Origin of the sequence: Marinobacterium profundum (assembly GCF_001528745.1) — a bacterium.
GTDB lineage: Bacteria > Pseudomonadota > Gammaproteobacteria > Pseudomonadales > Balneatricaceae > Marinobacterium_A > Marinobacterium_A profundum.
The window spans coordinates 39,337-65,441 of record NZ_BCNS01000072.1; the positions used below are offsets into that span (position 1 = coordinate 39,337).

At 57.1% G+C, this 26,105-nt stretch carries 22 protein-coding genes, 4 tRNA genes and 1 pseudogene; 5 read left to right on the top strand and 22 right to left on the bottom strand.

Annotation, left to right across the window (positions count from 1 at the left end; translation table 11 throughout):
• Window positions 1-7 precede the first annotated feature (7 nt).
• The 7 genes and pseudogenes from MPRO_RS03400 to MPRO_RS26630 form a co-directional block, all read right to left on the bottom strand.
• The gene (locus tag MPRO_RS03400; RefSeq protein WP_067286986.1) at window positions 8-1,270 is read right to left on the bottom strand and encodes a TRAP transporter large permease; all 1,263 of its coding nucleotides are present in this window, start codon (window positions 1,268-1,270) and stop codon (window positions 8-10) included.
• A 4-nt stretch (window positions 1,271-1,274) separates the two neighbouring features.
• On the bottom strand, window positions 1,275-1,853 hold the full coding sequence (locus MPRO_RS03405; protein ID WP_067286990.1) for a TRAP transporter small permease: 579 nt from the start codon (window positions 1,851-1,853) through the stop codon (window positions 1,275-1,277).
• Between the two features lie 70 nt (window positions 1,854-1,923).
• Entirely contained in the window at window positions 1,924-2,904 is a 981-nt protein-coding gene (locus MPRO_RS03410) for a TRAP transporter substrate-binding protein (protein ID WP_067286994.1), read from the bottom strand.
• 88 nt (window positions 2,905-2,992) lie between these two features.
• Window positions 2,993-3,724, bottom strand: coding sequence for a sterol desaturase family protein (locus MPRO_RS03415; protein WP_067286998.1), 732 nt, complete (start codon window positions 3,722-3,724; stop codon window positions 2,993-2,995).
• A 29-nt stretch (window positions 3,725-3,753) separates the two neighbouring features.
• Window positions 3,754-5,214 (bottom strand): aldehyde dehydrogenase family protein, encoded by a 1,461-nt coding sequence (locus MPRO_RS03420; protein ID WP_067287002.1) that lies wholly within the window; start codon window positions 5,212-5,214, stop codon window positions 3,754-3,756.
• On the bottom strand, window positions 5,204-6,673 hold the full coding sequence (locus MPRO_RS03425) for a UbiD family decarboxylase (protein ID WP_067287005.1): 1,470 nt from the start codon (window positions 6,671-6,673) through the stop codon (window positions 5,204-5,206). Before MPRO_RS03425 ends, MPRO_RS03420 begins: the two co-directional genes overlap by 11 nt.
• 487 nt (window positions 6,674-7,160) lie before the next feature.
• Window positions 7,161-7,292 (bottom strand): annotated as a pseudogene (locus tag MPRO_RS26630) (IS3 family transposase); the annotation flags it as partial.
• Window positions 7,293-7,622: 330 nt separating this feature from the next.
• On the opposite strand from MPRO_RS26630, the gene MPRO_RS03430 reads away from it, so the two are divergent.
• On the top strand, window positions 7,623-8,207 hold the full coding sequence (locus MPRO_RS03430) for a hypothetical protein (protein ID WP_067287008.1): 585 nt from the start codon (window positions 7,623-7,625) through the stop codon (window positions 8,205-8,207).
• 292 nt (window positions 8,208-8,499) lie between these two features.
• Here the strand turns inward: MPRO_RS03430 and MPRO_RS03435 are convergent, their stop codons facing one another.
• The 5 genes from MPRO_RS03435 to MPRO_RS03455 all read right to left on the bottom strand — a co-directional run bounded on the left by MPRO_RS03435 (window position 8,500) and on the right by MPRO_RS03455 (window position 10,968).
• The gene (locus tag MPRO_RS03435; protein ID WP_067287012.1) at window positions 8,500-10,332 is read right to left on the bottom strand and encodes a tyrosine-type recombinase/integrase; all 1,833 of its coding nucleotides are present in this window, start codon (window positions 10,330-10,332) and stop codon (window positions 8,500-8,502) included.
• Window positions 10,333-10,557: 225 nt separating this feature from the next.
• Window positions 10,558-10,633, bottom strand: a tRNA-Gly gene (locus MPRO_RS03440).
• A 34-nt stretch (window positions 10,634-10,667) separates the two neighbouring features.
• Window positions 10,668-10,743, bottom strand: a tRNA-Glu gene (locus tag MPRO_RS03445).
• Between the two features lie 40 nt (window positions 10,744-10,783).
• Window positions 10,784-10,859, bottom strand: a tRNA-Gly gene (locus MPRO_RS03450).
• Between the two features lie 33 nt (window positions 10,860-10,892).
• A tRNA-Glu gene (locus tag MPRO_RS03455) sits at window positions 10,893-10,968 on the bottom strand.
• A gap of 131 nt (window positions 10,969-11,099) precedes the next feature.
• On the opposite strand from MPRO_RS03455, the gene MPRO_RS03460 reads away from it, so the two are divergent.
• Entirely contained in the window at window positions 11,100-11,795 is a 696-nt protein-coding gene (locus MPRO_RS03460) for a hypothetical protein (RefSeq protein ID WP_067287016.1), read from the top strand.
• A 37-nt stretch (window positions 11,796-11,832) separates the two neighbouring features.
• Here the strand turns inward: MPRO_RS03460 and MPRO_RS03465 are convergent, their stop codons facing one another.
• From MPRO_RS03465 to MPRO_RS03510, 10 genes are all read right to left on the bottom strand, one after another.
• Window positions 11,833-12,390, bottom strand: coding sequence for an acyl-CoA thioesterase (locus tag MPRO_RS03465; protein WP_067287019.1), 558 nt, complete (start codon window positions 12,388-12,390; stop codon window positions 11,833-11,835).
• Window positions 12,391-12,515: 125 nt separating this feature from the next.
• Window positions 12,516-13,451 (bottom strand): 5-oxoprolinase subunit C family protein, encoded by a 936-nt coding sequence (locus tag MPRO_RS03470; RefSeq protein ID WP_067287022.1) that lies wholly within the window; start codon window positions 13,449-13,451, stop codon window positions 12,516-12,518.
• Entirely contained in the window at window positions 13,451-14,140 is a 690-nt protein-coding gene (locus MPRO_RS03475) for a 5-oxoprolinase subunit B family protein (protein ID WP_082708420.1), read from the bottom strand. Before MPRO_RS03475 ends, MPRO_RS03470 begins: the two co-directional genes overlap by 1 nt.
• The gene (locus MPRO_RS03480; protein ID WP_067287031.1) at window positions 14,137-14,871 is read right to left on the bottom strand and encodes a 5-oxoprolinase subunit PxpA; all 735 of its coding nucleotides are present in this window, start codon (window positions 14,869-14,871) and stop codon (window positions 14,137-14,139) included. The genes MPRO_RS03475 and MPRO_RS03480 overlap by 4 nt, the downstream gene beginning before the upstream one ends.
• 206 nt (window positions 14,872-15,077) lie before the next feature.
• Complete coding sequence (locus MPRO_RS03485; protein ID WP_067287033.1) at window positions 15,078-16,715, bottom strand: acyl-CoA synthetase; 1,638 nt, start codon at window positions 16,713-16,715, stop codon at window positions 15,078-15,080.
• A 53-nt stretch (window positions 16,716-16,768) separates the two neighbouring features.
• The gene (locus MPRO_RS03490; RefSeq protein WP_067287036.1) at window positions 16,769-17,707 is read right to left on the bottom strand and encodes a branched-chain amino acid ABC transporter permease; all 939 of its coding nucleotides are present in this window, start codon (window positions 17,705-17,707) and stop codon (window positions 16,769-16,771) included.
• A gap of 23 nt (window positions 17,708-17,730) precedes the next feature.
• Window positions 17,731-18,618, bottom strand: coding sequence for a branched-chain amino acid ABC transporter permease (locus tag MPRO_RS03495; RefSeq protein WP_067287040.1), 888 nt, complete (start codon window positions 18,616-18,618; stop codon window positions 17,731-17,733).
• Between the two features lie 57 nt (window positions 18,619-18,675).
• Window positions 18,676-19,890, bottom strand: coding sequence for an ABC transporter substrate-binding protein (locus MPRO_RS03500; RefSeq protein WP_067287043.1), 1,215 nt, complete (start codon window positions 19,888-19,890; stop codon window positions 18,676-18,678).
• Window positions 19,891-20,000: 110 nt separating this feature from the next.
• Entirely contained in the window at window positions 20,001-20,717 is a 717-nt protein-coding gene (locus tag MPRO_RS03505) for an ABC transporter ATP-binding protein (RefSeq protein ID WP_067287046.1), read from the bottom strand.
• Entirely contained in the window at window positions 20,714-21,532 is an 819-nt protein-coding gene (locus MPRO_RS03510) for an ABC transporter ATP-binding protein (protein WP_067287050.1), read from the bottom strand. The genes MPRO_RS03505 and MPRO_RS03510 overlap by 4 nt, the downstream gene beginning before the upstream one ends.
• A 210-nt stretch (window positions 21,533-21,742) precedes the next feature.
• On the opposite strand from MPRO_RS03510, the gene MPRO_RS03515 reads away from it, so the two are divergent.
• From MPRO_RS03515 to MPRO_RS03525, 3 genes are all read left to right on the top strand, one after another.
• Complete coding sequence (locus tag MPRO_RS03515; protein WP_067287053.1) at window positions 21,743-24,628, top strand: cache domain-containing protein; 2,886 nt, start codon at window positions 21,743-21,745, stop codon at window positions 24,626-24,628.
• 22 nt (window positions 24,629-24,650) lie between these two features.
• The gene (locus MPRO_RS03520) at window positions 24,651-25,364 is read left to right on the top strand and encodes a response regulator transcription factor (protein WP_067287057.1); all 714 of its coding nucleotides are present in this window, start codon (window positions 24,651-24,653) and stop codon (window positions 25,362-25,364) included.
• 109 nt (window positions 25,365-25,473) lie between these two features.
• Window positions 25,474-25,794, top strand: coding sequence for a hypothetical protein (locus MPRO_RS03525; protein ID WP_067287060.1), 321 nt, complete (start codon window positions 25,474-25,476; stop codon window positions 25,792-25,794).
• The last annotated feature ends 311 nt before the right edge of the window (window positions 25,795-26,105 follow it).

Consider the following 26,105-nt stretch of genomic DNA (forward strand, 5'->3'; position numbering starts at 1 on the left):
GGGAAGGTTAGGAAATAAAACCGGTCACTAACCCCGGCTGCCAGGTAATCAGCACTATGACCAGCAGGGTCACCAGTAGAAACGGCAGCAACGGCCAGATAATCTGTCCGGGCCGGCAACCGGTCACCCGGGCTGCGACGTAGAGCGCCGCACCCACCGGTGGCGTCAGCAATCCCAGCGTCAGCATGATGCACATGACAACCCCAAGATGGTAAGCATTAATTCCATAGACGCCTTCCGCCACCGGTAGCAGGATCGGCACCAGCAGAATCAGCGCCGCAATACCGTCAATCACCATGCCTACCACCAAAAGCAATCCGATCACCAGCAGCATGTAGACGAACGGATCTGAGGTAATACCTTGCATCAGCGCGCCGAGATGCTGAGGGATCTTTTCGAACACGATCACCCAGCCAAACACTCCAGCGGCTGCCACCAAAGCCAGCACCACACCACTGTTGATGCCTACACGCAGCAGCATGGCACCCATGTTCTCGGACTTCATTTCGCCGTGGGCAAAGCGCCCGACAAGTGCAGCCATGGCTGCACCGACCGCCGCCGCTTCAGTCGGTGTGGTCAGACCACCGAGGATGCCGCCAATCATGACCACCGGTACGCTGAGTGAGGGCAGACTGCGGAGGATATTGTTCAGCTTCTGTGCCCGGCTGAGGCGCTCGCTGGCAGGGTACTGATAGCGCAGTCCTAGCAGCGCAATAACCAGGATAAAACCACCCGCCATCAGTAGGCCCGGAACAATACCGGCGATGAACAGGTCACCGATCGAGATCTGCGCCAGCACCCCAAAAATGACGAACAGCATCGAAGGCGGAATCACCGGTGCCAGTAAGGCGCCAGCCGCAGTGGTGGCGGTAGCAAAATTGCGGTCATAGCCCTTTCGTTCCATTTCCGGCACCATCACCTGTGCCATCACGGCCACCTGTGCATTGGCGGAACCGACAATGGACGCCAAAATCATGTTAGCGATGATATTGATATAGGCTAGGCCGCCGCGCACCGAGCCCAGGAACACCGAGGCAAAGGCCACGAGTCGACGGGTGATGCCGCCCTCGTTCATCAGTTCGCCGACCAGCATGAACAGCGGAATCGCCAGCAGACCATAATTTTCCAACCCACCGAAGAATTGCTGTGGGTAAGACAGAAACAGCACACTGTTACCACTCAGCTGGATGTAGGCCATTGCACTAACCGCTAGAACCAGCGCGATCGGCAAACCAACAAACAGTAGTACCAGAAAAATCGTCGCAGCCATGGGATCATTCTCCGGAATTAACAAGAACCACGTGCTCAGCGAATTTCGCCTGCGACGCTGTCAGCGTTTGTAACAAGTTGGCTAGGGCATGCACACTGCTACACAACGCCACCAGCGGCAAAATCAGCCAGAACCAGTGTTTGGCGATACCGAGGGTTGCGGTGGGCTCTTGGTAAACGAAATTGAACGACTGCGCGGCAAATACCTCGATATCGAGCCCGCTGCCGATTAACCGAACCGGGTCGAACCAAACGTAACAGAGCACCAGCAGCGCCAAAGTAAAGAAAAGCACCAGAATATCCGCAATACAGACCAAGCACCTCTTGAGCACCAATGGCACTGCATCCTGCAGTAACGTTACCGCTACAGCATCACGGCTCTTGAGCGTCATAGAAAGACCAATCATGGCTAGCCAGACCATGGTAAGGACAGCCAATTCATCAAGCCAAAAAATCGGTGTCTTAATGGCGCGACTAATGACGTTAGCCAGGATCATGACAGGGAGAGCAAGGACCAAGGCCCTCACCATGACCCGCTCACAACAACCGATGCCGTCACTCAGTTTTTGAATAAAATGGATCATGGACACGCCCTAAATACTCGAGAAAGACCGTCGAGCCCGGAGGCTCGTCGGTTGGTTATCAGGCAGAGGGTTACTGGACGCCAGCTGCCTCGCGGCGCAAATCTGCCAGCACTGGCGCCTTCTTCAGCCAGATAGCTTCCCATTGGTCAAGACTGTCACCGAAAAACTCGGGCTCGGCCTGAACTACCTTAACCCCGGCGCCCTGCACGTTCTCCAGCATCTGGGCCTCGATATCGGTATATTGTTCGAACAGTTTGTTCAGGTGTATTTTCGTCACCTCGGCGATCAGGGCTCGGTCTTCCTCATTGAGCTGACTCCAGAGCCGACCAGATATCAGACCTACCACCGGAAACATCATGTGGTTACTCCGCACCAAAGTACTGCCACGCTCATACAATTTCAGCTTCCAGACCAGCTCCATGTCGGCATCGACGCCGTCAACCTGTCCATTAGCCAGCGCATCGTATACATCGGTGAGTGGCATCGGCGTCGCCGCAGCACCGAGCAGTTGGTAGAAATCCAGGACCGGAGCAAAGGGAGTAATGCGCATTTTGCGGCCGTTAATCGACTCGGCACTGTCAGCAGGAAAGGCATTTAGCATCAAGCGCATACCGGCGATGCCGTAGCCCAAACCTACTACGCCCGCTTCGGCTGGCAGTTTCTCGAGCATGCCTTGAGCCACGCGCCCATTCAGCAGTTTGCCGGCCTGTGCGACATTACGAACTAGGTAAGGGGCATAGAGTGCCCCGAAATCGGGGATACGGTTGGTGATCTCGGCCGTCGTCATGAAAGCCATGTCTAGCGCACCGGTCTGCAGTTGCTGCAGCATCCGTGCCTCACTCCCAAGCTGCCCGGACGGAAAGGTGGTGATGCTATAATTACCGCCGGAGCGCGCTTTCAGCTCATCACCCATCGCCGCAGCCGCGACGGTCCAGGCATGAGAGCCAGGAACAATAAGACCCAACCTCAGATCCTTTGCGCTCGCCACGCCACTGAATACAAATGCCACCACAGTGAACAGGGCACTCATCATTGTTATTTTTAGTTTCATTGGTTTTTCCTCGTGGATTATTGTTGCTTCAGGCGGTTTCGTGCCGTGAATCTCTATTCTCTTCGGGCTACCATTTCGGGGTATCGCCTCATTTATAAGTATTGAAGCGCTCTCGGTCTTCTTCACGCATATGCTTATCGCCGGCACCACTAAACAACGTGCCCCAGAACCCCCGATCCAGGTCACTGGTACCGAACAAAGCATCACAGATGGGAAAGGTCAGATTGAAATTACGCTGCTGCATCAGTGCCGGATGATGATGGCTGACATGCATTCTGCGTACTGTATTAACCAGTGGCAGGTTATCCAGAAACTGGGAGTCTTCAATATGGGAAAGCGTATGCAGCCCTTCATACATCAAGTAGTACCCCGCCATCACGATCACGGTGATATAACCGGCATTATTCGACCAGAGAGTCCCGATCAGCAGCCCCACCGGCACCGCACTGAGGATAAACATCACCGGTGCGAACGGCGGGAACAGCAGGGCGCGCCAGTCTTTCTGGTCTTGGAACGAAAGATCTTCATGGGTAAAAAAGCGGTGATGGGAGTGCACATGACGCTGATAAACCATGCGCAGCCCCTTGATAGGCCGATGTAAAATATAACGGTGCGCCGCCCACTCGATATAATTCCCGAACAGGAACATCGGAATAATAAGCAGCCACTCCCAGCGGGTGGCATTGTCGATCTGGCTCCAGCAGTAGTAGAGCGTGCCGAAAGTAACGGTCAGGGTGAATCCGAGGTGCAGTTCACCGCGATACCAGCTCGGGGTGGCGTCACGGTATTCCTGCCGAAACGTTTTTTGTTTTTCGCTCATTTTTATTTCCCTCATTATTGACGGAAGATCTAAAGGGTCGTCCCGCAATTCTGGTAAATATGTTTTATCTCGGTGAAATCGTTCAGCGCGTCATAACCATGCAGACGTCCGATGCCACTCTGGCGATAGCCACCGGTTTCTGCCTCGGCGAACAGCTTGTTGTGGTCGTTCAGCCAGACGGTGCCATTGGCCAGGGCCCGGGCAACCCGCAGCCCGCGGGCACCCTGCTCGGTCCAGACGCTGGCGGAGAGCCCGAAGCGCGTATTGTTCGCCTTAGCGACCGCTTCAGCCTCGGATCCGAAGCTTTCAAGCACCAGCAGCGGACCAAAAATCTCGTCCTGGCAGAAGAACGCATTGTCGTCGCGATGGCTGACCAACCCCGGCGTCAGATAGGCGCCCTGGGCGAGTGAACCGCCGGGCTCCCCGCCCATCAGGACTACTTCGTCGCAGCTGCCGTAAGCCTCTTCCATCTGCCGGGCCACTTGGTCGCGCGCGGTCCAGTCGATCAGTGGACCCATCTGGCTGGAAGGACTCAGGCCAGGCCCCACCTCAAGACGCTGTAGCGCTTGGCACAACTGTTGTTTCATTTCGAAAAGTCGGCTTTCATGCACCAGTACACGACGCACCGCCGTGCACTGTTGTCCCGAAATGACCGTCGCGGCAGCGGCCAGCCTAGGGGCAATGACACTGATATCAGCATCTTCAAACACCAACGCGCAGGACTTGCCTCCCAACTCAAGCGACAATTTCTTCATCGTCGGCGCGGCGTCGGCCATGATCCGCTGACCGGTCGCCGTCGAACCGGTAAAGCAGAGCACCTCAACGTCTGGGGTGGCAACCATATATTGAGCGCCGGAATGGCCGGTCTCAGAAAAGAAATTGATGACGCCTGACGGCAACTCGCAGACCGATGCCAGCGAGGACAACAGTGCGGCCGTGATCAGCGGTGTCTGGGGAGCCGGTTTAACAACGACAGTACAACCGGCCGCCAGCGCCGGCCCAATAGCACGTGCCAGCAACGTCGCCGGCGCATTCCAAGGAATAATCAGCGCCGCCACGCCCGCGGGCTCACGCAGTAGTGATGAAAATTCGCCAGGTGCTACTTCCAGTACATGACCAGGATTATGCCTAGCGAGCCCGGCATAATAGCGAACCTCGGAGATGGTCGCCATTAACTCGCCGCGCGACTGACTCAACACCTTGCCGTTTTCCCGGGTCAGCAGCTCGGCCAGGGCCTCGCGCTCTGCCTCCAAACGATCGGCCCACTGCAATAGCACCTGTTGCCGTAAACGGGGATTCTGAGACCAAGCCGGCAGCTGAAATGCCTTTCGGGCCGCCGCCACTGCTGCACGAGCTTCCGCCTCGCCGCCATCGGCAAAGCGGCCAAGAACTTCGCCTGACGAAGGGTCTAAGCTATCGGCCCAGCGGTCGTTGTCCGAGGGACACCACTCGCCGCCGATCAAATGTAATGCCTGTAGTTTAGTTGTCATGATCGGACTCCTGAGGGGACGGATAGGTGCAGTGCTCACGCCAACTGCCACTGGAAGTGTCGATAACTTGCTCCATATCTAAGTCACTCTCGCCCGGCACGCGGATCCGTAAAAACTTGAAAGGCGCTGCGCTCAGCGGCACTGTCGCATCGAACCCCATCTTGGCGCCAATACCGTCGCAGGTAGAAGGATCTAGCTTGGAACCTTGAGACCCGCTTATCACCACCAAATCCCGGTCGGCTTGGAAGCGAGTTGCCAGAGCCCACTCGACCTCTGTCGGGTTATGGATATCAACATCGTTATCGACGACGGTGACATGCTTGACGTCATAGTGGCTGGCCAACGCACCGAGAATCACGTTTTTAGCCTCCCCCTCCGAGCGCTTATCAATCTGCACATAGAGGTGGTAACGACAGACGCCGCCCTTGGACAAGTGAACGTCACGCACGCCTGAAAAACTGCGTTTGAGATGCGCTAGCAATGTTGCTTCCCGCGGGATACCGCCGAGCATCAGATGCTCCAGCCCCCCGCCAACAATGGTGTGAAACAGCGGATCCCTACGATGGGTAACCGCTTTCACCTTGATTACGTGACCTTCGTCCTGGTCGCCGTAGTACTGCGGAAATTCGCCGAAAGGGCCCTCGGACTCCCGGGTATTTGCCAGCAACCACCCCTCTATAACGATTTCGGCATGTGCCGGTACCCGAATCTGATTAGTTATACAACGAATTACCTCCAGCGGGCGCCCGTGCAGCGCTCCGGCGATCTCGAGTTCATCATGATTGATCGGTACGATCGCTTGGGACGCCAGCAGAGTCAGCGGGTCAACACCGATCACTATGGCGACTTCAAGATCCGCACCCTGTTCTTCAGCCTGCTGGAAAAAGCTCAGCGCATGGCGCGGCAATAGCAGCGCACCCAGGCGATCAGGCCCCGATACCTGCAGTCGATGAATCGAAACATTCTGAATGCCAGTAACAGGATTTCGGACAATCAGCAGTCCCGCGGTGATATAGGCACCGCTGTCGTGCTCGTTATGGGTCGGAATGGGAAACAGTGCTTCGAGGTCAATATCGTCAATATGTTTGACCTCCTGACACTCGGCCTCAAGGATTTCCTGCCAGGCTATCGGGTGCTGACTGGCATTGAGGTATCGTGCCAGAACTTGTGACGGCTCGACCCCCATTGCCTCGGCCATCCAGCGGCGATCGGACAACAACCCGGATATTACAGTTCCTCTATGACCATCCGGCCAGGGGAACAACGTCGCCGCTGTACCATCCAACCGATTGGCGACGGCCGCCACACCAAATTTCAGTGCTACACCAGGGCGGATCACGCTTAGGCGTCCTTGCTGCTGCAAATGATCAATCCAGCCTCGCAAATCGGCGCCTACCGGCAAGATATTACGGGCTTTATCGACGCAGGATGACAGAACTGGAGAGGATACTCCTTGCATAAATACCTCTGAATCACTGTTATTGTTAATGTCCTATTTCAGGACTGAATTAGGTTATCGGAACCTGATAAAAATTCGGGATCGATGAGAGTCAAGCCCTGTTTTTAAGACACTAATACAGATACGAAACCTATTCCATTAGGAAATAATGATGATCGACATCATTAATAGCTATACTAAAACTCTAATTAAAAAATAAAATCGCCATCATCAGAACAGAATACAAGAAGTTAAATAATAATTAAAATCCATACATGGAACTTAATTCTACGGTACTGATTAATTTTTTGGATTACTTAAAATTTTACCAGCGGTTTAACCTAAGCGCTTTTCCCCTGCCTATGAATATCTGCCCTAGAATCCGGTGAATTACCACTGAGTCTGATTTCTTGTTGACCCCAACCAAGCAGATGACACGGCACGGGCCAGCTCACGACCACGTTGCCAGCCGGACGCGGGCCTCGAGGCGAATCCGAGGATCAGCGCCCTTCTGCTGTGCGTCCGTTGCCGTAAAATTCTGTTGCAGCAGGTTCGGCGCCACAGGTAACGAGTGCCGGGAGTTCGTCGTTGCCTTGAACTTGCGCGCCGCCTTGGCCCTCAAGCCCTGGCGACGCAGGCTGGCCGCCACCGTTTTGCGGTTAATCGGTAGTCCCGCGTCATGCAGATCCAGGACTAGGCACGACCTTTGCGTCGATGAAAGGCTTGAGCGACCTGGTGATCGGTATCTGCCTGCCGGCTCTGACGCCGCGAAGGGCCTCGCCCACGCAAGCGCCACGCGTAATAGCCGCTGGGGGATACCTCCAACACGCGGCATAGGCTGCGAACGTTGAAAGCGCGGGAATTCAGATAATAAGTGCGACACTCATGGTTGAACGGACCTGTACCATTGATGAGCTGAGAAATAGGTATATTGTCACCCGAAATCCGGGATTCCAAGAGGAGCACAGGGATGTCAGTACCCCATACCACACTAATTTGTAATCAATGCAATGCATCGGCCTCAACGCTACAGCTCGACAAATACCGGATCTATCTCGATGGTGGTGCTGAGGTGCCTGTACGCAGCACCTTCGGCTGGTGCGAGGAGTGTGCCTCCATCCGACCAATCGAGCGATTCGACGATGCCGCTCAAGTCCGCGCAGAACTGAATGACATCGAGACCGAACTGAATCAGCGCAGTAGCTCCTGGCTTAAACGGCTTTTCAACCGGGATTTGCCAGCGCGAAGCAGCTCATTAATCCAGTTATCGACGAAGCATGTCACACTTCAGCACCGGCTGGCGCTGATCGAGAAGCGCCACGGCGACGAAGCCTGCCTGAACTGTGGTAGCCGACGCCTGCTGCCGTTCACCGGCGACTATGATCTTGAACTGGGGATTGACTTCTTTTACAAGGGCAGCAAGCCTACGGGCTTTTTCCATCCGGGTTGTGGCGGTGAGTTCATAGCCGAAGGGAGCGATATTCGGTTCCACTTTGCTCGGATAACCTATTGCTACAGCCCAGTAGGTGAGCTGCTAGAGGAACGAAGAACCTGAGCCGGTGATAGCCGCAGATGGATACCGGAATGGCACGGCACCTCAAGAACAGCTCTAACCCGCTGATTCAGCTAGCTACCCCTTAGTGCAATGCAGTGTAAAAGCGGTTCAAAAAGCAGGTTAAACCGACCAATTTGCAAACGGTCACAGAACGGGCACGAGAAACGCTAAACCCCAGAAACGACAAAGGCCGATAGATGATCTATCGGCCTAAGTGTTTGAATTTGTTGGTCGGGACGAAAGGATTTGAACCTTCTACCCCTTGCACCCCATATGAAGTACAGCGGCACATTCAGCAAGCACGGGAAACGACAATTTCTGCAACTGTATGGAAATTCTCCAGCGTTACATAATCTATCGGCGCCTTCCCATCCAACTGCCGATACGGTTGTGTAAGTGCGTGGTAGATTTGCCACGAATCGCCCTCTAGGGCCTGCTTGAGCACCGCCCGAACCAATCTGTTTTTGATCGGATCCAACTGCCAGCCCGGGACACGTTGCCCACGCTTGCCCATATTCAACGCGAGTAGCTTGCCAGTCTTGAGCTCGCGATTAACCTGATCTCGGGACTTTCCGGCCAGCTGCGCAAACAAGGGCATTGGAATATTCTGCGGCGCCTCGTATATCGCGAGCATTTCCTGATGCTCTTGCTGGATACCGGAGACTTCTTGTGCCACAACTGACTCCGGTACTATAGGCAAAGGCGATAGCCGCTGATTCGATTGACCACCCTCGCTTGAGTTGACGACAGTCGAAGCACCCAAAGCTGGATTCTCATCAGCAGCTACCGACATACGACTCGCAGTATCAGGTAAGTTCGCAATGCTCTTGACCGACGGCATCCCCTCTATATGAATCGCTAAGTGAGCGCTGGCAGCCTGTACCTGCCCTTGCTCCAGCATATCCAGCCGGTCAGCCCAATCCTGCATCATGCGCCGGCGTGGCTCGACATGCATCGCATGGTTGTATGCCGCACTGACTTTATTAGTATCCGCATGCGACAACTGAGCGTCCACCCAAATTTTGGGATAGCCAACTTCATTGAGCGCGGTCGAAATCGTACCGCGGATACCATGCCCAGTAAGGCGATCTTCGTAGCCCATCTGACGCAGCGCCCTGTTTAACGTATTTTCGCTGATACGCTTTCTAAAATCACTGCGGTGCGCGAACAGGTAGTGCTGGGCCGGCTTGACCCTGCTGAGCAGGCAGCCAATGACCTCGATGGCCTGTACGGACAGCGGCACGATATAAGGTGGTACGTCTTGCGGCCGTCGTCCAGACCTGCGCATTTTGTTCTGCAGTTGCTTAACGTTCTGCGCCGGAATGATCCACAAGCCACGCTCAAGATCAAATTGCTCAGGAGTGGCTGAGCGCAACTCGCCTGTCCGCACGCCAGTCAGCAAGAGCAACCTGATCCCTAACTGGGTTTGCGGACCCTTTCCCGGATAGATACGCAGTTTCTGCAGCATTACAGGGAGCTCATCCATACGCAAAAAAGGATTATGTTCGACGGGCGGTTTGGGAACGGCGACAACATCCAGATCAAAGGCAGGGTTAGTTTCTAGTCCATCGACGATAACCAATGCGTACCGAAACAGCTGGCGGAACCAGGCGCGGACTTTCTCGGCGGTCGTAAATGCTTTGCGCTGTTCGATCCGTGACAACAGCTCCAGTAACTGAGGCCTTCTGATGTCGTAGATAGGGATCTTACCCACGCTCGGCAGGACATCCTTACAGAAAATGCGCTGGATCTGCGAGAGGGTACTTTGTCGCCCGATCTTGAGCACTTTACGACGGTGCTCAACCCAAATCCAAAAGATGGCTTCGAACGTATTCTCAGCCGCCAAGCGCACGGCGCGGCGCTTCTGCTTTCGCTCGGTATGGGGGTTGATGCCGCTGGCCAGCAGTGCACGGGATTCGTCACGAAGAGCGCGAGCTTGGCGCAGACCGATCTCGGGATAGGCGCCCAACGACATGCGTTTTTGCTTGCCTAACCAGTAATAACGAAAGTACCAAGACTTGCCGCCAACCGGAGAGACGACCAGCCCCAGCCCGTCTGTGTCGACGAGATTGTAGGTTTTACCGGTGGCCTTGGCCTGACGAATGATCAGATCGGAGAGTGCCATCACATAGCTCCTAAGCTGAGACTTAGGCTCTATGATCGTCAAGGCTCCCGCCCAGCCCCAGTAACAACCCGGATCCGACACCACCCGTATAGATTGGCCTTAATTCTGGCCTCAAAAAGGCTGGCCGTTGGTGGAATTCAGTGGATTTGGCTGGAACGAAAAAAGGAGCTTTCGCTCCTTTTTCAACGACTTACAGACGTCAGTGGACGTCTGTAGATCAAAATTTGGAGCGGGAAACGAGATTCGAACTCGCGACCCCGACCTTGGCAAGGTCGTGCTCTACCAACTGAGCTATTCCCGCTAATTTTTCTGCCAGCCGATCAACTGCCAGAAAGTGGCGTCCCATAGGGGGTTCGAACCCCTGTTACCGCCGTGAAAGGGCGGTGTCCTGGACCACTAGACGAATGGGACTTACTAACACCTCTTGCGAGGCATATCCTCTCTCGAGGATTGGAGCGGGAAACGAGACTCGAACTCGCGACCCCGACCTTGGCAAGGTCGTGCTCTACCAACTGAGCTATTCCCGCTTATTTTCTGCCAATCTATCGACTGCCAGAAAATGGCGTCCCATAGGGGGTTCGAACCCCTGTTACCGCCGTGAAAGGGCGGTGTCCTGGACCACTAGACGAATGGGACTTTCCGCTTTGACTTAGCGTCAAATGCGGGGCGTATATTATTGCCGACGCCGACGCAGGTCAAGGGTTTTTTAAGGTTTTTTTCCTATAAAATCAATATGTTCATTTTTTAGCTAACTCGTCAGGATATGCATGAGCCCGACCGAAACAGGACTATTGATTCTTGCCGCCATACTGCTCTGTACTCTGGCAGTCAGCCTCACCCAGCGCCTTGTAAGCCGACGGCAGCTTCGCCTTGCACGCAGCACCGAGTTGCAGGAGGACATACGCCACCTGAACTACCTTGCGGACAACCTGCCCGCGCCTTTTCAAAGCACGGACATCCGCCATGCTCTGGCGGCGAACCTGACTCTAAAGCTGACAGAGCTGCAGCAGCTGGCACCAGAAGTCTGCAGCGAAGAGGAGCGCCAGATGTGGCAACAGCACCTGGAAGAGCCGCTGGACGAGGCCGCCCTGCCTCCAGGCGCACTGACACGACTGCCGGATCAGCACAGCGCCCGTCGCGTACGCGCCCTGCTGCGCGACCTGGCACAGTTGCTGCGACTGCAACAGGAGCGCCGGGAACTGCCGGGTGAAATGGCCGAGCAGTGCCTGCGTCATATCAAGAGCGGCTACCACCGTGTGAGCTGCGACTTAGGCATCATGGATGCCCAGGCGCTGGAAGCCGATGGGCGCGCCCAGCTCGCCGCGCATCAGTACCGCAGCTGCCTTGGCAAACTGCGGGCCATTCGCGCCATGCAGGACACCGCGCCCCAGATTCAGAACCTGCAGAGGCACCTGGAACAGCTCGAGCGCGAACTCAACGCTTCCCAGGCGCAGGGCGACTAGAACCGCGCTGCGCCTGCCTGCAATTTATTCAAAAGCATTAGCGCTGCAGACGGCAGTTCTCCCCGTCAAGGCGCCCAAGATCAATCTCCACATCCAGTTCCCGGCGCGCCTGGCGCAGCTCGTCTTTATAGGTACGTTTGAACTTGCGCCGCGTAATACCTTCCAGGAAGCGTTTGACTTCAACATCATCCTCGAGCACCAGGCCCGGCACCTGCACTGGCAGACGCGTTTCCTCATCGACGGCCACCATGGTGAAGTAGGAAGTATTGGTCGGCTTCACGATACCCTTGTGAAAATCCTCGGACACCACTTTTATGCCGATTTCCATCGACGATTTTCCCACGTAATTGACCGACGCATAGAGCGTCAGCAGCTCCCCCACTTCCACTGGGTTAAGGAAGTCCACGGAATCAATGGACGCCGTCACGCAATAACAGCGCGCATGGGTCGCTGCACAGGTGTAGGCGATCTTGTCCATCAGCGACAGAATGATACCGCCGTGCACCTTGCCACCGAAGTTTGCATAGGATGGCACCATCAGCTCCTTGAGTACCTGCTGGGATGCCTTGACCGTTCTGAATTCATTTTCTGACATCTGCCGAGTCCTTACTGACACTGAAATAAATGCGCAAGGCCTTGCGGCCTTAACATACTTGCCCGAATTTTCACCCGGCCGCCTAAGATAGCACTAGCACCAAAGCCCCTGCGACTGAATTTCCGTCACCGCCGAGGTGCGCCTATGCCAAAGAAACGATTAAAGGCCAGACGCTCCGCTTCGATGTCGCTGAATTCACCGGGGGTAAAGCGAATCACAGCACCCGGCCCACGCTGGGCCAGCTGCGCGGCATCGAGCGACGCCACACAACCAATCTTGGGGTAGCCACCGATAGTCTGGCGATCCCGCAGCAGCACTATGGGTTGTCCATCTCCTGGCACCTGCACGGCGCCATAGGCAATGCCCTCGGAAATAATACCGTCCAGGCGCGAGGGGATTGCCGGTCCTGATAATCGATAGCCCATGCGATCGCTGCTAGGCGATACCAGATAGTCGCTACTGAAAAAACGCCTGACCTGGGCCGCATCAAACTGATCGTACTGATAGGCAGGCAGCAAGCGCAGACACAGCGGTGCGCTGTAGTCAGGTACATAGCCCGGGGGTACCTGCCGCGTCCGTCTTCGCGGTGCCGCACAGCATTCAAGCCGATCACCCACCTCCAGACGCCGCCCGTCTCCCTGCAGGCCACCACTGAGTTCACGCATCACTGTGGCACAACTGCCGTGCTGCAGCTTAGCCTCAAAGCCGCCCATCACCGCCAGATAAGCCCGCATGCCACTGCGTGGCGCAGCAAAGCTCAGCTCATCCCCGGCCTCGATCCAGTAACTGTGCCAGGGCTCAATCGACAGCTGATTGATACGGGCCGCAAAATCAGCCCCGGTAATGGCGATCTGGGTGGCCTGGAGCGCGCGCAGGCGCACCGGGCCCAGAGTAATTTCCAGCGCCGCACAGTTGTAATGATTATCCAGCAATCGATTAGCCCAGAGAAAGGCCTGTTCATCCAGCGGCCCACCGCTGGCCATGCCCAGATGCTGCATGCCATAGCGGCCATAGTCCTGCAGCAGCGTCAGGAATCCGGGTTTGACAACCTCAAACGCCATCAGACCTGCCCCCCGGCCTGCACAAAGCCCTCAAAGCTCAGTGACTCAAACCGCACCCGGCTTCCGACCTGCAACGGACGCTCCATACGCTGGCACAACGCCAGCATATCCACCGCCGTACGCCCGATAACCTGCCAGCCCCCCGGCGACACCCAGGGATAGATCGCGGTCTGCCGGTCCGCCAGCGCCACACTGCCGGCCGGCACACTTGTCCGGGGCGAAGCCTTGCGCGGCACCTGCAGGCGCGCATCCGTATTACCCATAAAACAGAAGCCGGGACTGAAACCTATGGCATACACCAGGTACTCCTGAGCGCAGTGCAGCGCTATGACTTCATCACGAGCCAACCCCGTTAGCTGAACCACCTCATCCAGGTCAGGCGCCACCTCCGGGCCGTAATAGACGCCAACCGAAATAACCTCACCGCCGGCCAGGCTCCCAGACGCAACGCTGTCCAGATCATGCAGGGCTTCGCGCAACAAGGCGCAAAATGCCGTTACGCCGGTGCGGGACAGATCCAGACTTATAAAAATACTGGCGTAGGAAGGCACCAGGTCGGTGATACAAGGTGCCAAACGCCGACGAATCAGCTCCGCAGCACGGCAAACGCGAACACAAACAGCAGGCTCGATCTGCTCGCCCAGGTACAGCATGCATCCGGACTCGCCGGCGGGTTCGATCCGTATCATGACAGCGCCGCGCGTATGCGCCCGACCGCTGCCAGCAGCTGTTCGTTGTCGCCATGCAGGCACAGAGTATCGACCTGCAACGGGATAGTAGTTCCCTCCAGAGTAGTGACCTGCCCCTGCTCTGCGATCTCCTTCACCTGGCACAGTACGCGATCGACATCGGTATGCACGGCGCCGGGTTTGATGCGCGGCACCAGTCGCCCGCTGGCATCATAGGCGCGATCAGCAAAGGCCTCGAACCAGAGCTCAACGCCCTGAATCGCCGCCCGTTCGCGCAGTGCCGCATTGGCACTTTCCCCCGCCCCCAGCACCACCAGCGGCAGACCGGCATCGTAGCGCCGTACGGCCGCGATCATGCTGTCCAGGGTTGCTTCATCGCGCATCATTTTGTTGTAGAGCGCCCCATGGGGCTTAACATACTCGACACGCCGCCCCTGGGCACGGCAGATTCCGTCCAGCGCACCTATCTGATACAGCACGCAGGCCTCCAGCTCATCAGCCTCCAGGGCAAATTCGCGGCGCCCAAACCCCAGCAGGTCGGGGTAGCCCGGATGTGCGCCTATGCTGACGTTATAACGACAGGCCAGCTGTACGGTACGCGCCATCGTCGTCGGGTCGGACGCGTGCATGCCGCAGGCGATATTGGCCATATCCACGAATGGCATCACCGCCTCATCGTTACCCTTGACCCAGCTGCCAAAGCTCTCGCCCATATCGCAATTAAATTTCATCCAGTGACCTTCCGTAATCGTCTGATCACTTATGATAAACAAAACTTGAGCCTTTTTGTCGCGGCTTTGGCGGCCTCCCCAGCCGTGCTTCACTCTATCCGCCGCGCCCCAAGTCGCTTTTTACTAAACACGCACAAGACACGCACAAAAAAGGCTTCCCGCAGGAAGCCCAGAATGCACTCAGAGTATTGGCATCAAAACGCCGGCTACGGGAGCTCTTTGGCCTGGGCCCGCAACACGAATTTCTGAATTTTGCCGGTGGAGGTTTTGGGCAGCTCGCAGAAAACCACGCTCTTGGGTACCTTGAAACGCGCCATATGCTCGCGACAGAACGCGATTATCTCATCCTGGGATGCGACAGCCCCGGCCTTGAGTGACACGAAGGCACAGGGTGTTTCACCCCATTTTTCATCCGGTCGCGCCACCACGGCCGCTTCCGCGACGGCGGGGTGGCGATACAGAACATCCTCCACCTCGATGCTGGAGATATTCTCACCACCGGAAATAATCACATCCTTGGAGCGATCCTTGATCTCGACATAGCCATCAGGATGCCATACCGCCAGATCGCCAGAATGAAACCAGCCACCGGCCAGACTTTCCTGAGTCGTGGCGGGATTTTTCAGATAACCCTTCATCACCAGATTGCCACGCATCATGATCTCGCCGATGGTCTGACCATCCTTTGGCACCTGTTGCAGGCTTTCGGGATCCGCCACCATAAGTCCATCCAGCATGGGGGCACGTACGCCCTGGCGTGATTTGAGACGCGCCTGCTCGGCCAGTGGGCGCTGATTCCAGTCCTCATGCCAGGCACAGATAACCGATGGGCCATAGGTTTCGGTCAGGCCATAGACATGGGTGACCTTGAAACCCAGCTCCTCCATGCCCTGGATCACCACCGCTGGCGGTGCGGCGCCTGCGGTCATAACCTTGACCTGGTGTTCGATATCCTGCTTGAGTTCATCCGGCGCGCCGTTGAGCATATTCAGCACTATGGGCGCACCACAGAAATGATCCACTTTCTCGCGCCTGATGGCGTCGAAAATCGGCTCGGCCCGCACATGGCGCAAACACACGGAGGTGCCAGCAGCCAGTGCCAGGGTCCAGGGAAAACACCAGCCATTGCAGTGGAACATGGGCAGGGTCCACAGATACACGGGGCTGTCCCCCATATTCCAGGACACCAGGTTACTGGTGGCATTCAGATAGGCGCCGCGGTGGTGGTACACCACACCTTTCGGATCCCCGGTGGTGCCGGAGGTGTAGTTCAGCGAAATCGCCTGCCACTCATCATCTGGCATGGTCCAGGCCTCGCTTTCATCCCCCTCTATCAGCAACTGCTCGTAGGTCAGTTCGCCAAGCAGCTCCCCCTCCTGCCAGCTCGGATCATCAATATCGATCACCAGCGGCGGATGGGCCATGCCTTGCAGCGCCTTGGCCACGACGCCTGAGAATTCCCGCTCGGTGATCAGCACCCGGGCCTCGGCATGTTGCAGGATAAAGGCAATAGCCTCGCTATCCAGCCGGGTATTGATAGAGTTGAGCACGGCACCGCTCATGGGCACACCAAAATGTGCTTCAAAGTGTTCAGGCAGGTTCGGTGCGATGATCGATACCGTATCGCCCGGCTGTACACCGCGTCGGCGCAGCGCACTGGCGAGTTTCACACAGCGCTGGTAGGTTTCCCCCCAGCTGCGCCGCAGCGAACCATGCACCAGCGCCGTGCGGTCTGGGTAGACAAAGGCCGTACGCTGCAGAAAGCTCAGCGGCGTCAGGGCGCTATAGTTGGCGGGCGTCTGTCCCAGGCCCTGCTCATAAGGGTGCTGCTCTTGATCCTGCATCGAACATCTCCGCTAGACAATTAACTGCAGCCCGGGACTCAGCCCAGGCCCGCTCAGAAGTTCTGCTTCAGCACCTTGCGGAACTGGCCGACGATGCCGTTGCGAAACGCCAGTACGCAGATCACGAAAATAGCCCCCATGATGATATGGATATAATTCCCCAGTTCTCCGCCAGACAGATAGTTTTGTATCGTAACAATGGCCGCCGCGCCCACCAGGGGCCCGAACAGTGTCCCCATACCACCCACCAGGGTCATCAGTACCACCTCGCCGGACATATGCCAGTGCACATCGGTCAGCGATGCCAGCTGAAACACCAGCGTCTTGGTGGAACCCGCCAGCCCTGCCAGCGCCGCAGAGATAATAAAGGCCACCCATTTATAATCGTTAACATTGTAGCCAAGTGAAATGGCGCGGGGCTCGTTTTCGCGAATAGCCTTGAGCACCTGGCCAAAGGGCGAGTGCACGGTGCGCTGAATCAGCCAGAAGCCAAACAGGAAGATGGCCAGCACAAAGAAGTACATCTGCAGGTTGTCAGACAGATCAATCACGCCGAACAGATGTCCGCGCGGCACACCCTGCAAACCGTCCTCACCGCCTGTAAAGGGCGCCTGCAGGTAAAAGAAGAAAGCTAGCTGAGCCAGCGCCAGGGTCACCATGGCAAAGTAAATGCCTTCGCGGCGCACCGCCAGCTTGCCGTAGAGCGCACCCACCAGGCCCGCCACCACAGTGCCGGCCAGAATCCCAAGCTCAGGCGTGATGCCGGTGTTAATCATCAGATAGCCGGTGACATAGCCCCCTGTTCCCAGAAACACCGCATGACCAAAAGACAGCAGCCCGGCAAAGCCCAGCAGCAGGTTAAAGGCGCAGGCGAAAAGAGCAAAGCACAGCACCTTCATCAAAAACACCGGATAAAGCACAAAGGGTGCAACCAGTGCCAGCAGCAGTAACACCAGATTGAGCTTCGAATGGGTAAAGATTGCAGTTTTCATAAACAACTCCTCGCGATGCCGGCTCAGGCTTCCTTGCCAAACAGGCCCGCAGGCTTGATCAGCAGAACGATCACCATCACCAGGAAGATCACCGTACTGGAGGCCTCCGGGTAAAAGTACTTGGTCAGACCTTCCACAACACCCATGCCAAGGCCGGTCAGAATGGCGCCGCCAATCGAGCCCATGCCACCGATAACAACGATGGCGAAGACGATAATCAGCAGATTGGAGCCCATGTCCGGCGACACTGAATACACAGGCGCTGCCATCACACCGGCGAATCCCGCCAGCCCCACACCAAAACCGAAAGTCAGGGTGACCATCAAGGGCACATTGATGCCAAAGGCCTGCATCAGCTGGGCGTTCTCGGTGCCGGCGCGCAGATAAGCTCCCAGGCGAGTCTTTTCAATCATCCACCAGGTCGCGCCGCACACCAGGATAGAGGCAACAACAATCCAGGCCCGGTAGGCCGGCAGGTACATGAAGGGCAGTTTGAAACCGCCCTGCAGCGCTTCGGGAATGGCGTAGGCCATGCCGGAGGAGCCGAAAACATGGGTAAAGGTGCCCTGCAGCATCAGCGCTATGCCAAAAGTAAGCAGCAGGCTGTAAAGGTGATCTTCCTGGGCGATGGGGCGAATCAGCAGCCGCTCCATCAGTATGCCCACGGCCCCAACGGCCAATGGCACAACAATCAGTGCCAGCCAGTAATTGATGCCCAGATAATTGAGCACCATCCAGGCGGCGAAAGCGCCCAGCATGTACATCGCGCCCTGGGCGAAATTGATGATTTTCAGCAGACCGAAAATAATCGCCAGCCCCAGGCTCAGTAACGCGTAGAAAGAGCCGTTGATCAGGCCGACCAGCAGCTGACCAAAGAGCCCGAACAGATTGATGCCAAGAAAAGTGGCCATAAGGTACCTCGGCTAACGCCAGCCCCGCAGCGGAATAATCCGCTGCGGGGCCCGTTATCATGATTTAACGAAGTTGCATTCCGGCAGCATGGGCGCGTAGGCCGTATCGCCCGGAATTACGTCAAGCACCTTGAAGATATCGTCGGCGTCACGACGCTCGTCAGCCGTCTTGATCTGCACGTAATACATGTCATGCACCATGCGACCATCGGCACGCAGGGTGGCATTGCGGGCGAAGAAGTCGTCAGGCTTCATTTCCTTCATCTTCGCCATCACGGCATCGGACTCATCGGTACCGGCGGCTTCAATCGCCTTCAGATAATGCATGGTCATGGAATAGGCACCAGCGTGGCCCATGGCGGGAATGGCACCGTGGCGTTCCTTGAAGCGCGTGCTCCAGGCACGGGTGGCATCATCGTAGTCCCAGTAGAAGCCGGTGGTCAGCGTCATGCCGCCTGCGGTAGCAGGATCCATGGCCTGGGCATTGGGGGTAAAGACCAGCAGGCCGGCCACATCGGCGGTCTGGGTCAGGCCGAACTCGGCGGCGGTTTTCAGGGCGTTCACCGTATCACCACCGGCATTGGCCAGCGCCACCACGTCAGCACCCGAGGCCTGTGCCTGCAATACATAGGACGAGAAGTCCGTGGTGCCCAGCGGCGCACGCACGCCACCGACGACTTCGCCGCCATTTTCGACGATCACTTCAGTAGCGACGCCCTCAAGCGCATGACCGAAGGCGTAATCGGCAGTGATGAAAAACCACTTTTTCTTGCCCGACTGCACGATCGGCTTCACGGTGCCGTTCGCCATGGCCGCAACGTTATAGGTCCAGTGCACGTTGTACGGCGAGCAGGCGCTGGTGGTAAAGGCGTTGGATGCGGCGGTGGAAATCAGCGCGATCTTCTTGTTGTCGGTCAGCACCTTGGTCGCGGCACCCACCACGGCGGACGACACCAGCCCGCCCACCGCATCAACCTGTTCATTTTCAACCCATTGGCGTACCTTGGCCGAACCCACGTCGGGTTTGAGCTGATCGTCGGCGCTAACCACTTCGATGGGCATGCCCAGCACGGTGCCACCAAAATCCTCCACCGCCATTTCAATGGCCGTCACGCAACCGGGGCCGCAGATATCGGCATAGACACCGCCCATATCAGCCAGCACGCCAATCTTGACCTTGTCATCGCTGACAGGTCCGGCCTGAACGAATCCCGCCAGGGCCGTGGTTGCTGCAACGGCTACCGCCAGCAGAGTCTTGTTCATTGTTTTCATTCTGTGCACTCCAGTTTTTCTTGTTGTTACGTGAGTCATGTTGCGTGATTCGTGATTCGTGATTCGTGATTCGTGATTCGTGATTCGTGATCAGTCTGTAGTGGCCATCGTTAGACGCCCAGGTAGGTGTTTAGCAGGTCGGTTTTGGCGACCAGTTCATGGGCATGGACTTCTTCGACTATATGGCCGTGTTCCATGACGTAATGCCGGTCGGCAATGGGGGCGGCGAAACGGAAATTCTGTTCCACCAGCAGGATGGTCAACCCGCGCTCCTTGAGCCCGAGCAGCACCTGGGCGAGTTTTTGCACTATGACGGGAGCCAGCCCCTCGGTAATTTCGTCCAGCAGCAGGATATTGGCGCCGGTGCGCAGAATGCGGGCCAGTGCCAGCATCTGCTGTTCGCCACCGGACAAGCGTGTGCCCTGGCTATAACGGCGCTCATAGAGGTTGGGGAACATCTCGTACAGTTCCTCCACGCTCATGCCGTCGGAACGTACCGCAGGCGGCAGCATCAGGTTTTCTTCCACATTGAGGCTCGAGAAAATACCGCGTTCTTCCGGGCAATACCCCAGCCCCAGATGGGCAATACGATGCGGCGCCAGATTCAGGGTTTCGCTACCGTTCACCATAATGCTGCCACTGCGCCGCCCTACCATGCCCATGATCGCGCGCAAAGTGGTGCTGCGCCCCGAGCCGTTGCGGCCCAGCAGCGTCACCAGTTCACCCTTGCGAATGGTCAAATCGATGCCGTGCAGAATATGGGACTCGCCATAGAAGGCGTGCAGGTCACTGATGCGGATTTTTTCATGCGAAGAAGACGTACTCATGCCCCTGCTCCTGCAGCAACGCTGGAATTCACTCCGACCGCAGCAACAGGCGCGGCCGGTTCGTCATCGGCAACCCCCAGATAGGCTTCACGTACTCTTGAGTCGGCCGACACGGAGGCGTAATCACCCTCGGTCAGGATGGCGCCACGCTGCAGCACAGTAATGCGATCAGCCAGCTTGGCCACCACATGCAGGTTGTGCTCCACCATCAGGATGGTGCGCCCGGCCGACACGCGCTTAATCAGATTGGCCACCACTTCAACGTCTTCGTGACCCATGCCCTGGGTCGGCTCATCCAGCAGCATCAGCTCCGGATCCAGCGCCAGGGTGGTGGCGATTTCCAGCGCCCGCTTGCGGCCATAGGGCAGATCCAGCGTCTTGCTGTGGGCGAACTCGCTCAGGCCCACGTCGTCCAGCAACGCCATGGCCTTGTCGTTAAGACGATCCAGCACCCGCTCGTGCTTCCAGAAATGAAAGCTGTTGCCTTCCTTGCGCTGCAGCGCCACACGCACGTTTTCCAGCACGCTGAGATTGGGGAAGACCGCCGATATCTGGAACGAGCGCACAATACCAAGGCGAGCGATATCCGCCGACTTGCGGGCGCTAATATCCTTGCCATTGAACAGAAGCGCACCACTGGTGGGGGTCAGGTATTTGGTCAGCAGGTTGAATACTGTCGTCTTGCCGGCGCCGTTAGGGCCGATCAGCGCATGGATGGCGCCGCGTTCGATCTGCAGATTGACATCATCCACGGCGGTAAAGCCCTTGAATGCCTTGATGAGATTTTTCGTTTCAAGAATAAGGTCCTGACTCATGCAACATGTCCCCGCTGTCACGACCTGAAGCCGGCGCAGCTTTATTGTTGTATTCGGGATCGGGGCCAAAGCCCCTAGTTGCACTCAATCTAGGTCAGGACCGTTGCGCAATTTTGTCGCAAATATAACGAAATGTAACAATGGTCGCGTCATAAGGGATTTCCCTAGTCAAGTTGGTTAAGATGGGGCACCTCCAGAGCGGGAAACACCATGCTGCCAGGCTCCAAGCTCACGCGACGTTTCTTCACCGTGATTGCCCTGATCATTGCGGCAATCTTTCTGGCCTTCTATGCCTACTCGGTGCCGCTGATTCAGAAAAAGGTGTTCGAGATCGAGCGCAACAACAGCCTCACGACTCTGAACAACATTTTTGAGCTGGCCAGTCAGATGCACGTTAGCGTGGAAGACCACCGTAACCGCACCCTGGATTCACACCAGCAACGCCTCGAGGCCGTGGTCGCCCTCACCGCCATGCACATCGACGAAAGCCTGGCGCAGGCAAGAAAGCTGAATATTTCGCCCGACCAGGCCCGCGCCCACCTGTTCGAGCGCCTGCGCAGTTTCAGCTATGGTCGCGGCGATTACATCTGGATCGCCGACTATGACTCGGTACTGCTGTCCCACCCCGAAGATGCCCTGCACAACAAAAGCGCACTCAATCTGCACGACAGCGACGGCAACCTCGTCATTCCAAAAATCGTGGCCCTGGCGATGCAGGAGGGCGAAGGCTTTTACCGTTACAAGTGGCACCGCCTGGGGGAAAACCGCAGTATCGACAAGTACTCCTACGTGAAGAACTTTCCCGACTGGGGCTTTGTAGTCGGCGCCGGTGTCTATCTGGACGATATAGACGCAGAAGTGCAGCAACAGACCGCCCAGGCGCTGCAGAAGCTGCGCTCGGGCCTGCTCGAACTGCGCATCGCCCAGACCGGCTATATGTATATCTTCGATGGTGAGGGCAACATGCTGGTGCACCCCAATGCGAATCTGGATGGCACCAATTTTCTGGATCTGCAGGACCCGGTCACTCTGCGCCCCATCGCCACCGAACTGATGGAAGTGGCAGAAAGCGGCGAGGAGCTGTACTACAAGTGGGACAAGCCTTCGGACCCTGGCCACTACGTCTACGACAAGCTCGCGCTGGTGCGCTATCTGCCGGGCTTCGACTGGTACATCGGCTCCTCGGTCTACGTCGACGAACTGCGCAGCAGCTCAGAAGTCCTCACCGACCGCATCCTCACCATGGCCCTGGTCGCCATGTTGGCGGCGATACTGCTGGCGTTTATTTTCGTCAATTGGGTTACCCGGCCGATAAGGCGCCTTTCCGAAACCGCCCAGCGCGTCAGCGACGGCGAACTCAGCGCCAAGAGCGAGATTCGCCGCGACGATGAACTCGGCCTGCTGGCCCACTCCTTCGATCGCATGGTGGATCAGCTGCGTGGCAATATTCATACCCTGGACGCCAAGGTAAAGGCCCGCACCCGGGACCTGGAAGCCACCAACACCCAACTGCTTGGTGCCGTCGACTCACTGCGCCAGGCGCAGGAAGAGCTGCGGGCCCACGAAGCGCGCCAGCGCCTGATTCTGGATGCCCTGCCCGCTCAGATCGCCTATATCGATACCAGCATGCGCTACATCTTCGTCAACCAGGGTTACGCTGATGTATTCAATCGCAGCAAGGATGATATCGTCGGCCGCCACCCAGCGGAGATACTGGGCGAACAGATGTTCGCCGACATCCGCCAGCAGATTGAGCGGACCCTGGCGGGGGAAGAATCGGTGTATGAGTACCGCATACAGCGTGAAGACCGGGAAATGATCACCAAGCGCATTCTGATCCCCTTCCACTCCGCCGACGACGAGGTCAACGGCCTGCTCAACCTGTCACTGGATATCACCGCGGAGAAAGAAGCGGAAAGGCACATTAACGAGGCTCAGCGCATGAGTGCGGTCGGTCAGCTGGCGGGCGGCCTGGCCCATGATTTTAATAACCTGCTGTCCATCCTGCTCGGCAACCTGGTGGCCATGCGCGACAATCCGGCGCTGAACGACGCCCTGCTGCGCTACCTTAATCCCGCCATTCGGGCGACACGGCGCGGCGCGGATATAACCCAGCGTCTGCTGGCATTTTCACGGCGCCAACCGCTCAAGCCCTCCCCCGTCCATCTACCGACCTTGATCAGCGAAGTCGCCGAACTGCTGGCCGGCCCCTTGCCCAACAGCATTCGCATCGACTATCTGTGTGCCCCCGATGCGCCGCAACCCTTTGTCGATGCCGGCCAGCTGGAAGATACCCTGGTCAACCTGGCCCTCAATGCCCGTGATGCCATGCCCGACGGCGGCACCCTCAGCTTTGAAATAACCCGCCGGCATGTCAGCGAACCCCTGACCTGTGACGAACCGGTGCTGCCTGGGGACTACGTCGAAATTCGTGTGCGCGACACCGGCCACGGTTTTTCATCCCAGGCTGCAAGCCTGGCCTTCGAGCCGTTCTTCACCACCAAAACCGGCGGCGCAGGATCGGGCCTTGGCCTCAGCATGGTGTACGGTTTCGTCAAGCAGTCCAAAGGCTACATCCAGATTCAAAGCGCGCTCGATCAGGGCTCTGTTATCTCGCTGCTGCTTCCCGCGTCCCAGGCAATGCCGCAATTACAGGCGCCAGGCGGCAAAGCTAACCCAGCCGAGAACCCCGACAACACTAAAGGAAAATTGATCCTGCTGGTGGAAGACAACCCCGATGTACGCCAGGTCGTTCGCGAACAGCTGATCAGCCTGGAATACAACGTGATCGAGGCCCCGGATGCCGACGAAGCCTGCCAGCTGATCGACTCCATGGATAACCTTCATGGGATGCTATGCGACATCATCATGCCGGGCGCATTGAATGGCTTTGAACTGGCCCACAGACTGCATGAAAGGCAACCAGGCTGTCGCATCCTATTAATGAGCGGCTACAGCTATGAACAGGATCCCGGCGACAGCAGCGATCATTTTTTCACCATGCTGCCCAAGCCCTTTGAGCGGGACGCCCTGCAGGCCGCGATGCGGCGCGAATCTCTCGCCAAGCAGACGCCATCGACACCCTCAAATAAATAATAAGAAAGGACACTCAAATACCGTGAAACAGAACCGCCTGATTTACATCGTCGATGACGAGGCCGATATCTGCACCCTGGTCAGCGAGGAGCTGGAGCGCTTCGGCTTTGAGACCCGCATCTGCAGAACCGGCGCCCAGGCCGCCCAGGCCATTCGTCAACGCAGGCCAGACCTGTGCATCATTGACCTGGGCCTGCCCGACATGGATGGCATGGCGCTGGTGCGCCAGCTCGGAGAGCTGCAGGGCGTTGGCATCATGATATTGTCGGGACGCGACAGCACGCCCGACCGAGTAATGGGGCTGGAGCTCGGTGCCGATGATTACATCACCAAGCCCTTCGAGCCGCGTGAGCTGGTCGCCCGTGCCAACAGTCTGTTGCGCAGGCTCGAACAGATCGATACCCCGGCGGCGGATAGTCGTCCGCGCCGGGCCAGCTTTGGCAACTGGACCTTCGACCCCGCCAGCCTGACGCTCAGTAATGAGCGCGGCTATGCAGAGGTACTGAGCAGCGCCGAGGCACAGCTGCTCAATGCCCTGCTGCGCGCGCCGCGACAGATACTGTCCCGCGAACAGTTGCTCGGCGATAGAGCCGATCCCTTTGATCGCAGCATTGATGTGCGCATGTCGCGTATCCGCAAGAAGATCGAAGCCGACCCGAAGAACCCGGCTATCATCAAGACCATCTACGGTGCAGGCTACATGCTGATGACGGAAGTTCGCTGGCAACAAGGCTGAAGGCAGCCTTGCCAAATAGTGCGGCGGCGCCCGGCCAACAAGCCCTGGCCCAGTGGAGATCGGCATTCTGGCGGTTACTTTTCGTCCAGTTTTCAGGCACAATATGCCGATGATTAAACGCCCGACAAAATCCGACCTGCGCCACGAGATGGAAAAGCAGATGACCGACTACCTGCAAAAGGGCGGTCACATTACGTCTGTAGAACAGGGCGCCAGCGGCCTGACCAACGGCACTTACAACAAGCACCAGTTCAGTATCAGCCAGCCCAAACAGACCCGCACCGCGGTGCCTGAGGTTCTGGTTGCCATCGACTCCCGCCGCAGGCAATCCCCTGCGCCAGCACAGAAAACCCGCCAGCGCGCACCGCGCCAGCAGGTTATCTACGATGATTTTGGCGAACCGCTGCGCGTTGTCTGGGTCGACAACTAGGAGGCTCCAGCCTCAGCCCCTCACCAAAGCACTCTCTGGCAGTTGCCTGTAGCAAGTAGCAGTTAGTCCCCTAGCCCCTAGCCCCTAGCCCCTAGCCCCTAGCCCCCAACCCCCTAGAGTGCTGGCTCTTATACACATCCCCCAGCCCACGAGACTCCCGCGCATCTCGTATTCCGTCTTCTTCTTGAAAAAAAACACAAAAAACAATACACAATGAACCCCAGCACATACAATCATACACCAATACTTACACCCACACTACCACATGTATCGAATGTCCCATACTATACAAACTCACATCGCAAATACAA

Bases quoted from the DNA above. Each gene is read 5' to 3' on its own strand.
- MPRO_RS03425 (WP_067287005.1), bottom strand. From the start codon at position 6,673: ATGCAAGGAGTATCCTCTCCAGTTCTGTCATCCTGCGTCGATAAAGCC.
- MPRO_RS03475 (WP_082708420.1), bottom strand. From the start codon at position 14,140: ATGATACGGATCGAACCCGCCGGCGAGTCCGGATGCATGCTGTACCTG.
- MPRO_RS03525 (WP_067287060.1), top strand. From the start codon at position 25,474: ATGATTAAACGCCCGACAAAATCCGACCTGCGCCACGAGATGGAAAAG.
- MPRO_RS03415 (WP_067286998.1), bottom strand. From the start codon at position 3,724: ATGAGCGAAAAACAAAAAACGTTTCGGCAGGAATACCGTGACGCCACC.
- MPRO_RS03515 (WP_067287053.1), top strand. From the start codon at position 21,743: ATGCTGCCAGGCTCCAAGCTCACGCGACGTTTCTTCACCGTGATTGCC.
- MPRO_RS03410 (WP_067286994.1), bottom strand. From the start codon at position 2,904: ATGAAACTAAAAATAACAATGATGAGTGCCCTGTTCACTGTGGTGGCA.
- MPRO_RS03495 (WP_067287040.1), bottom strand. From the start codon at position 18,618: ATGGCCACTTTTCTTGGCATCAATCTGTTCGGGCTCTTTGGTCAGCTG.
- MPRO_RS03500 (WP_067287043.1), bottom strand. From the start codon at position 19,890: ATGAAAACAATGAACAAGACTCTGCTGGCGGTAGCCGTTGCAGCAACC.
- MPRO_RS03405 (WP_067286990.1), bottom strand. From the start codon at position 1,853: ATGATCCATTTTATTCAAAAACTGAGTGACGGCATCGGTTGTTGTGAG.
- MPRO_RS03485 (WP_067287033.1), bottom strand. From the start codon at position 16,715: ATGCAGGATCAAGAGCAGCACCCTTATGAGCAGGGCCTGGGACAGACG.
- MPRO_RS03480 (WP_067287031.1), bottom strand. From the start codon at position 14,871: ATGAAATTTAATTGCGATATGGGCGAGAGCTTTGGCAGCTGGGTCAAG.
- MPRO_RS03470 (WP_067287022.1), bottom strand. From the start codon at position 13,451: ATGGCGTTTGAGGTTGTCAAACCCGGATTCCTGACGCTGCTGCAGGAC.
- MPRO_RS03505 (WP_067287046.1), bottom strand. From the start codon at position 20,717: ATGAGTACGTCTTCTTCGCATGAAAAAATCCGCATCAGTGACCTGCAC.
- MPRO_RS03490 (WP_067287036.1), bottom strand. From the start codon at position 17,707: ATGAAAACTGCAATCTTTACCCATTCGAAGCTCAATCTGGTGTTACTG.
- MPRO_RS03420 (WP_067287002.1), bottom strand. From the start codon at position 5,214: ATGACAACTAAACTACAGGCATTACATTTGATCGGCGGCGAGTGGTGT.
- MPRO_RS03510 (WP_067287050.1), bottom strand. From the start codon at position 21,532: ATGAGTCAGGACCTTATTCTTGAAACGAAAAATCTCATCAAGGCATTC.
- MPRO_RS03435 (WP_067287012.1), bottom strand. From the start codon at position 10,332: ATGGCACTCTCCGATCTGATCATTCGTCAGGCCAAGGCCACCGGTAAA.
- MPRO_RS03465 (WP_067287019.1), bottom strand. From the start codon at position 12,390: ATGTCAGAAAATGAATTCAGAACGGTCAAGGCATCCCAGCAGGTACTC.
- MPRO_RS03400 (WP_067286986.1), bottom strand. From the start codon at position 1,270: ATGGCTGCGACGATTTTTCTGGTACTACTGTTTGTTGGTTTGCCGATC.
- MPRO_RS03430 (WP_067287008.1), top strand. From the start codon at position 7,623: ATGTCAGTACCCCATACCACACTAATTTGTAATCAATGCAATGCATCG.
- MPRO_RS03460 (WP_067287016.1), top strand. From the start codon at position 11,100: ATGAGCCCGACCGAAACAGGACTATTGATTCTTGCCGCCATACTGCTC.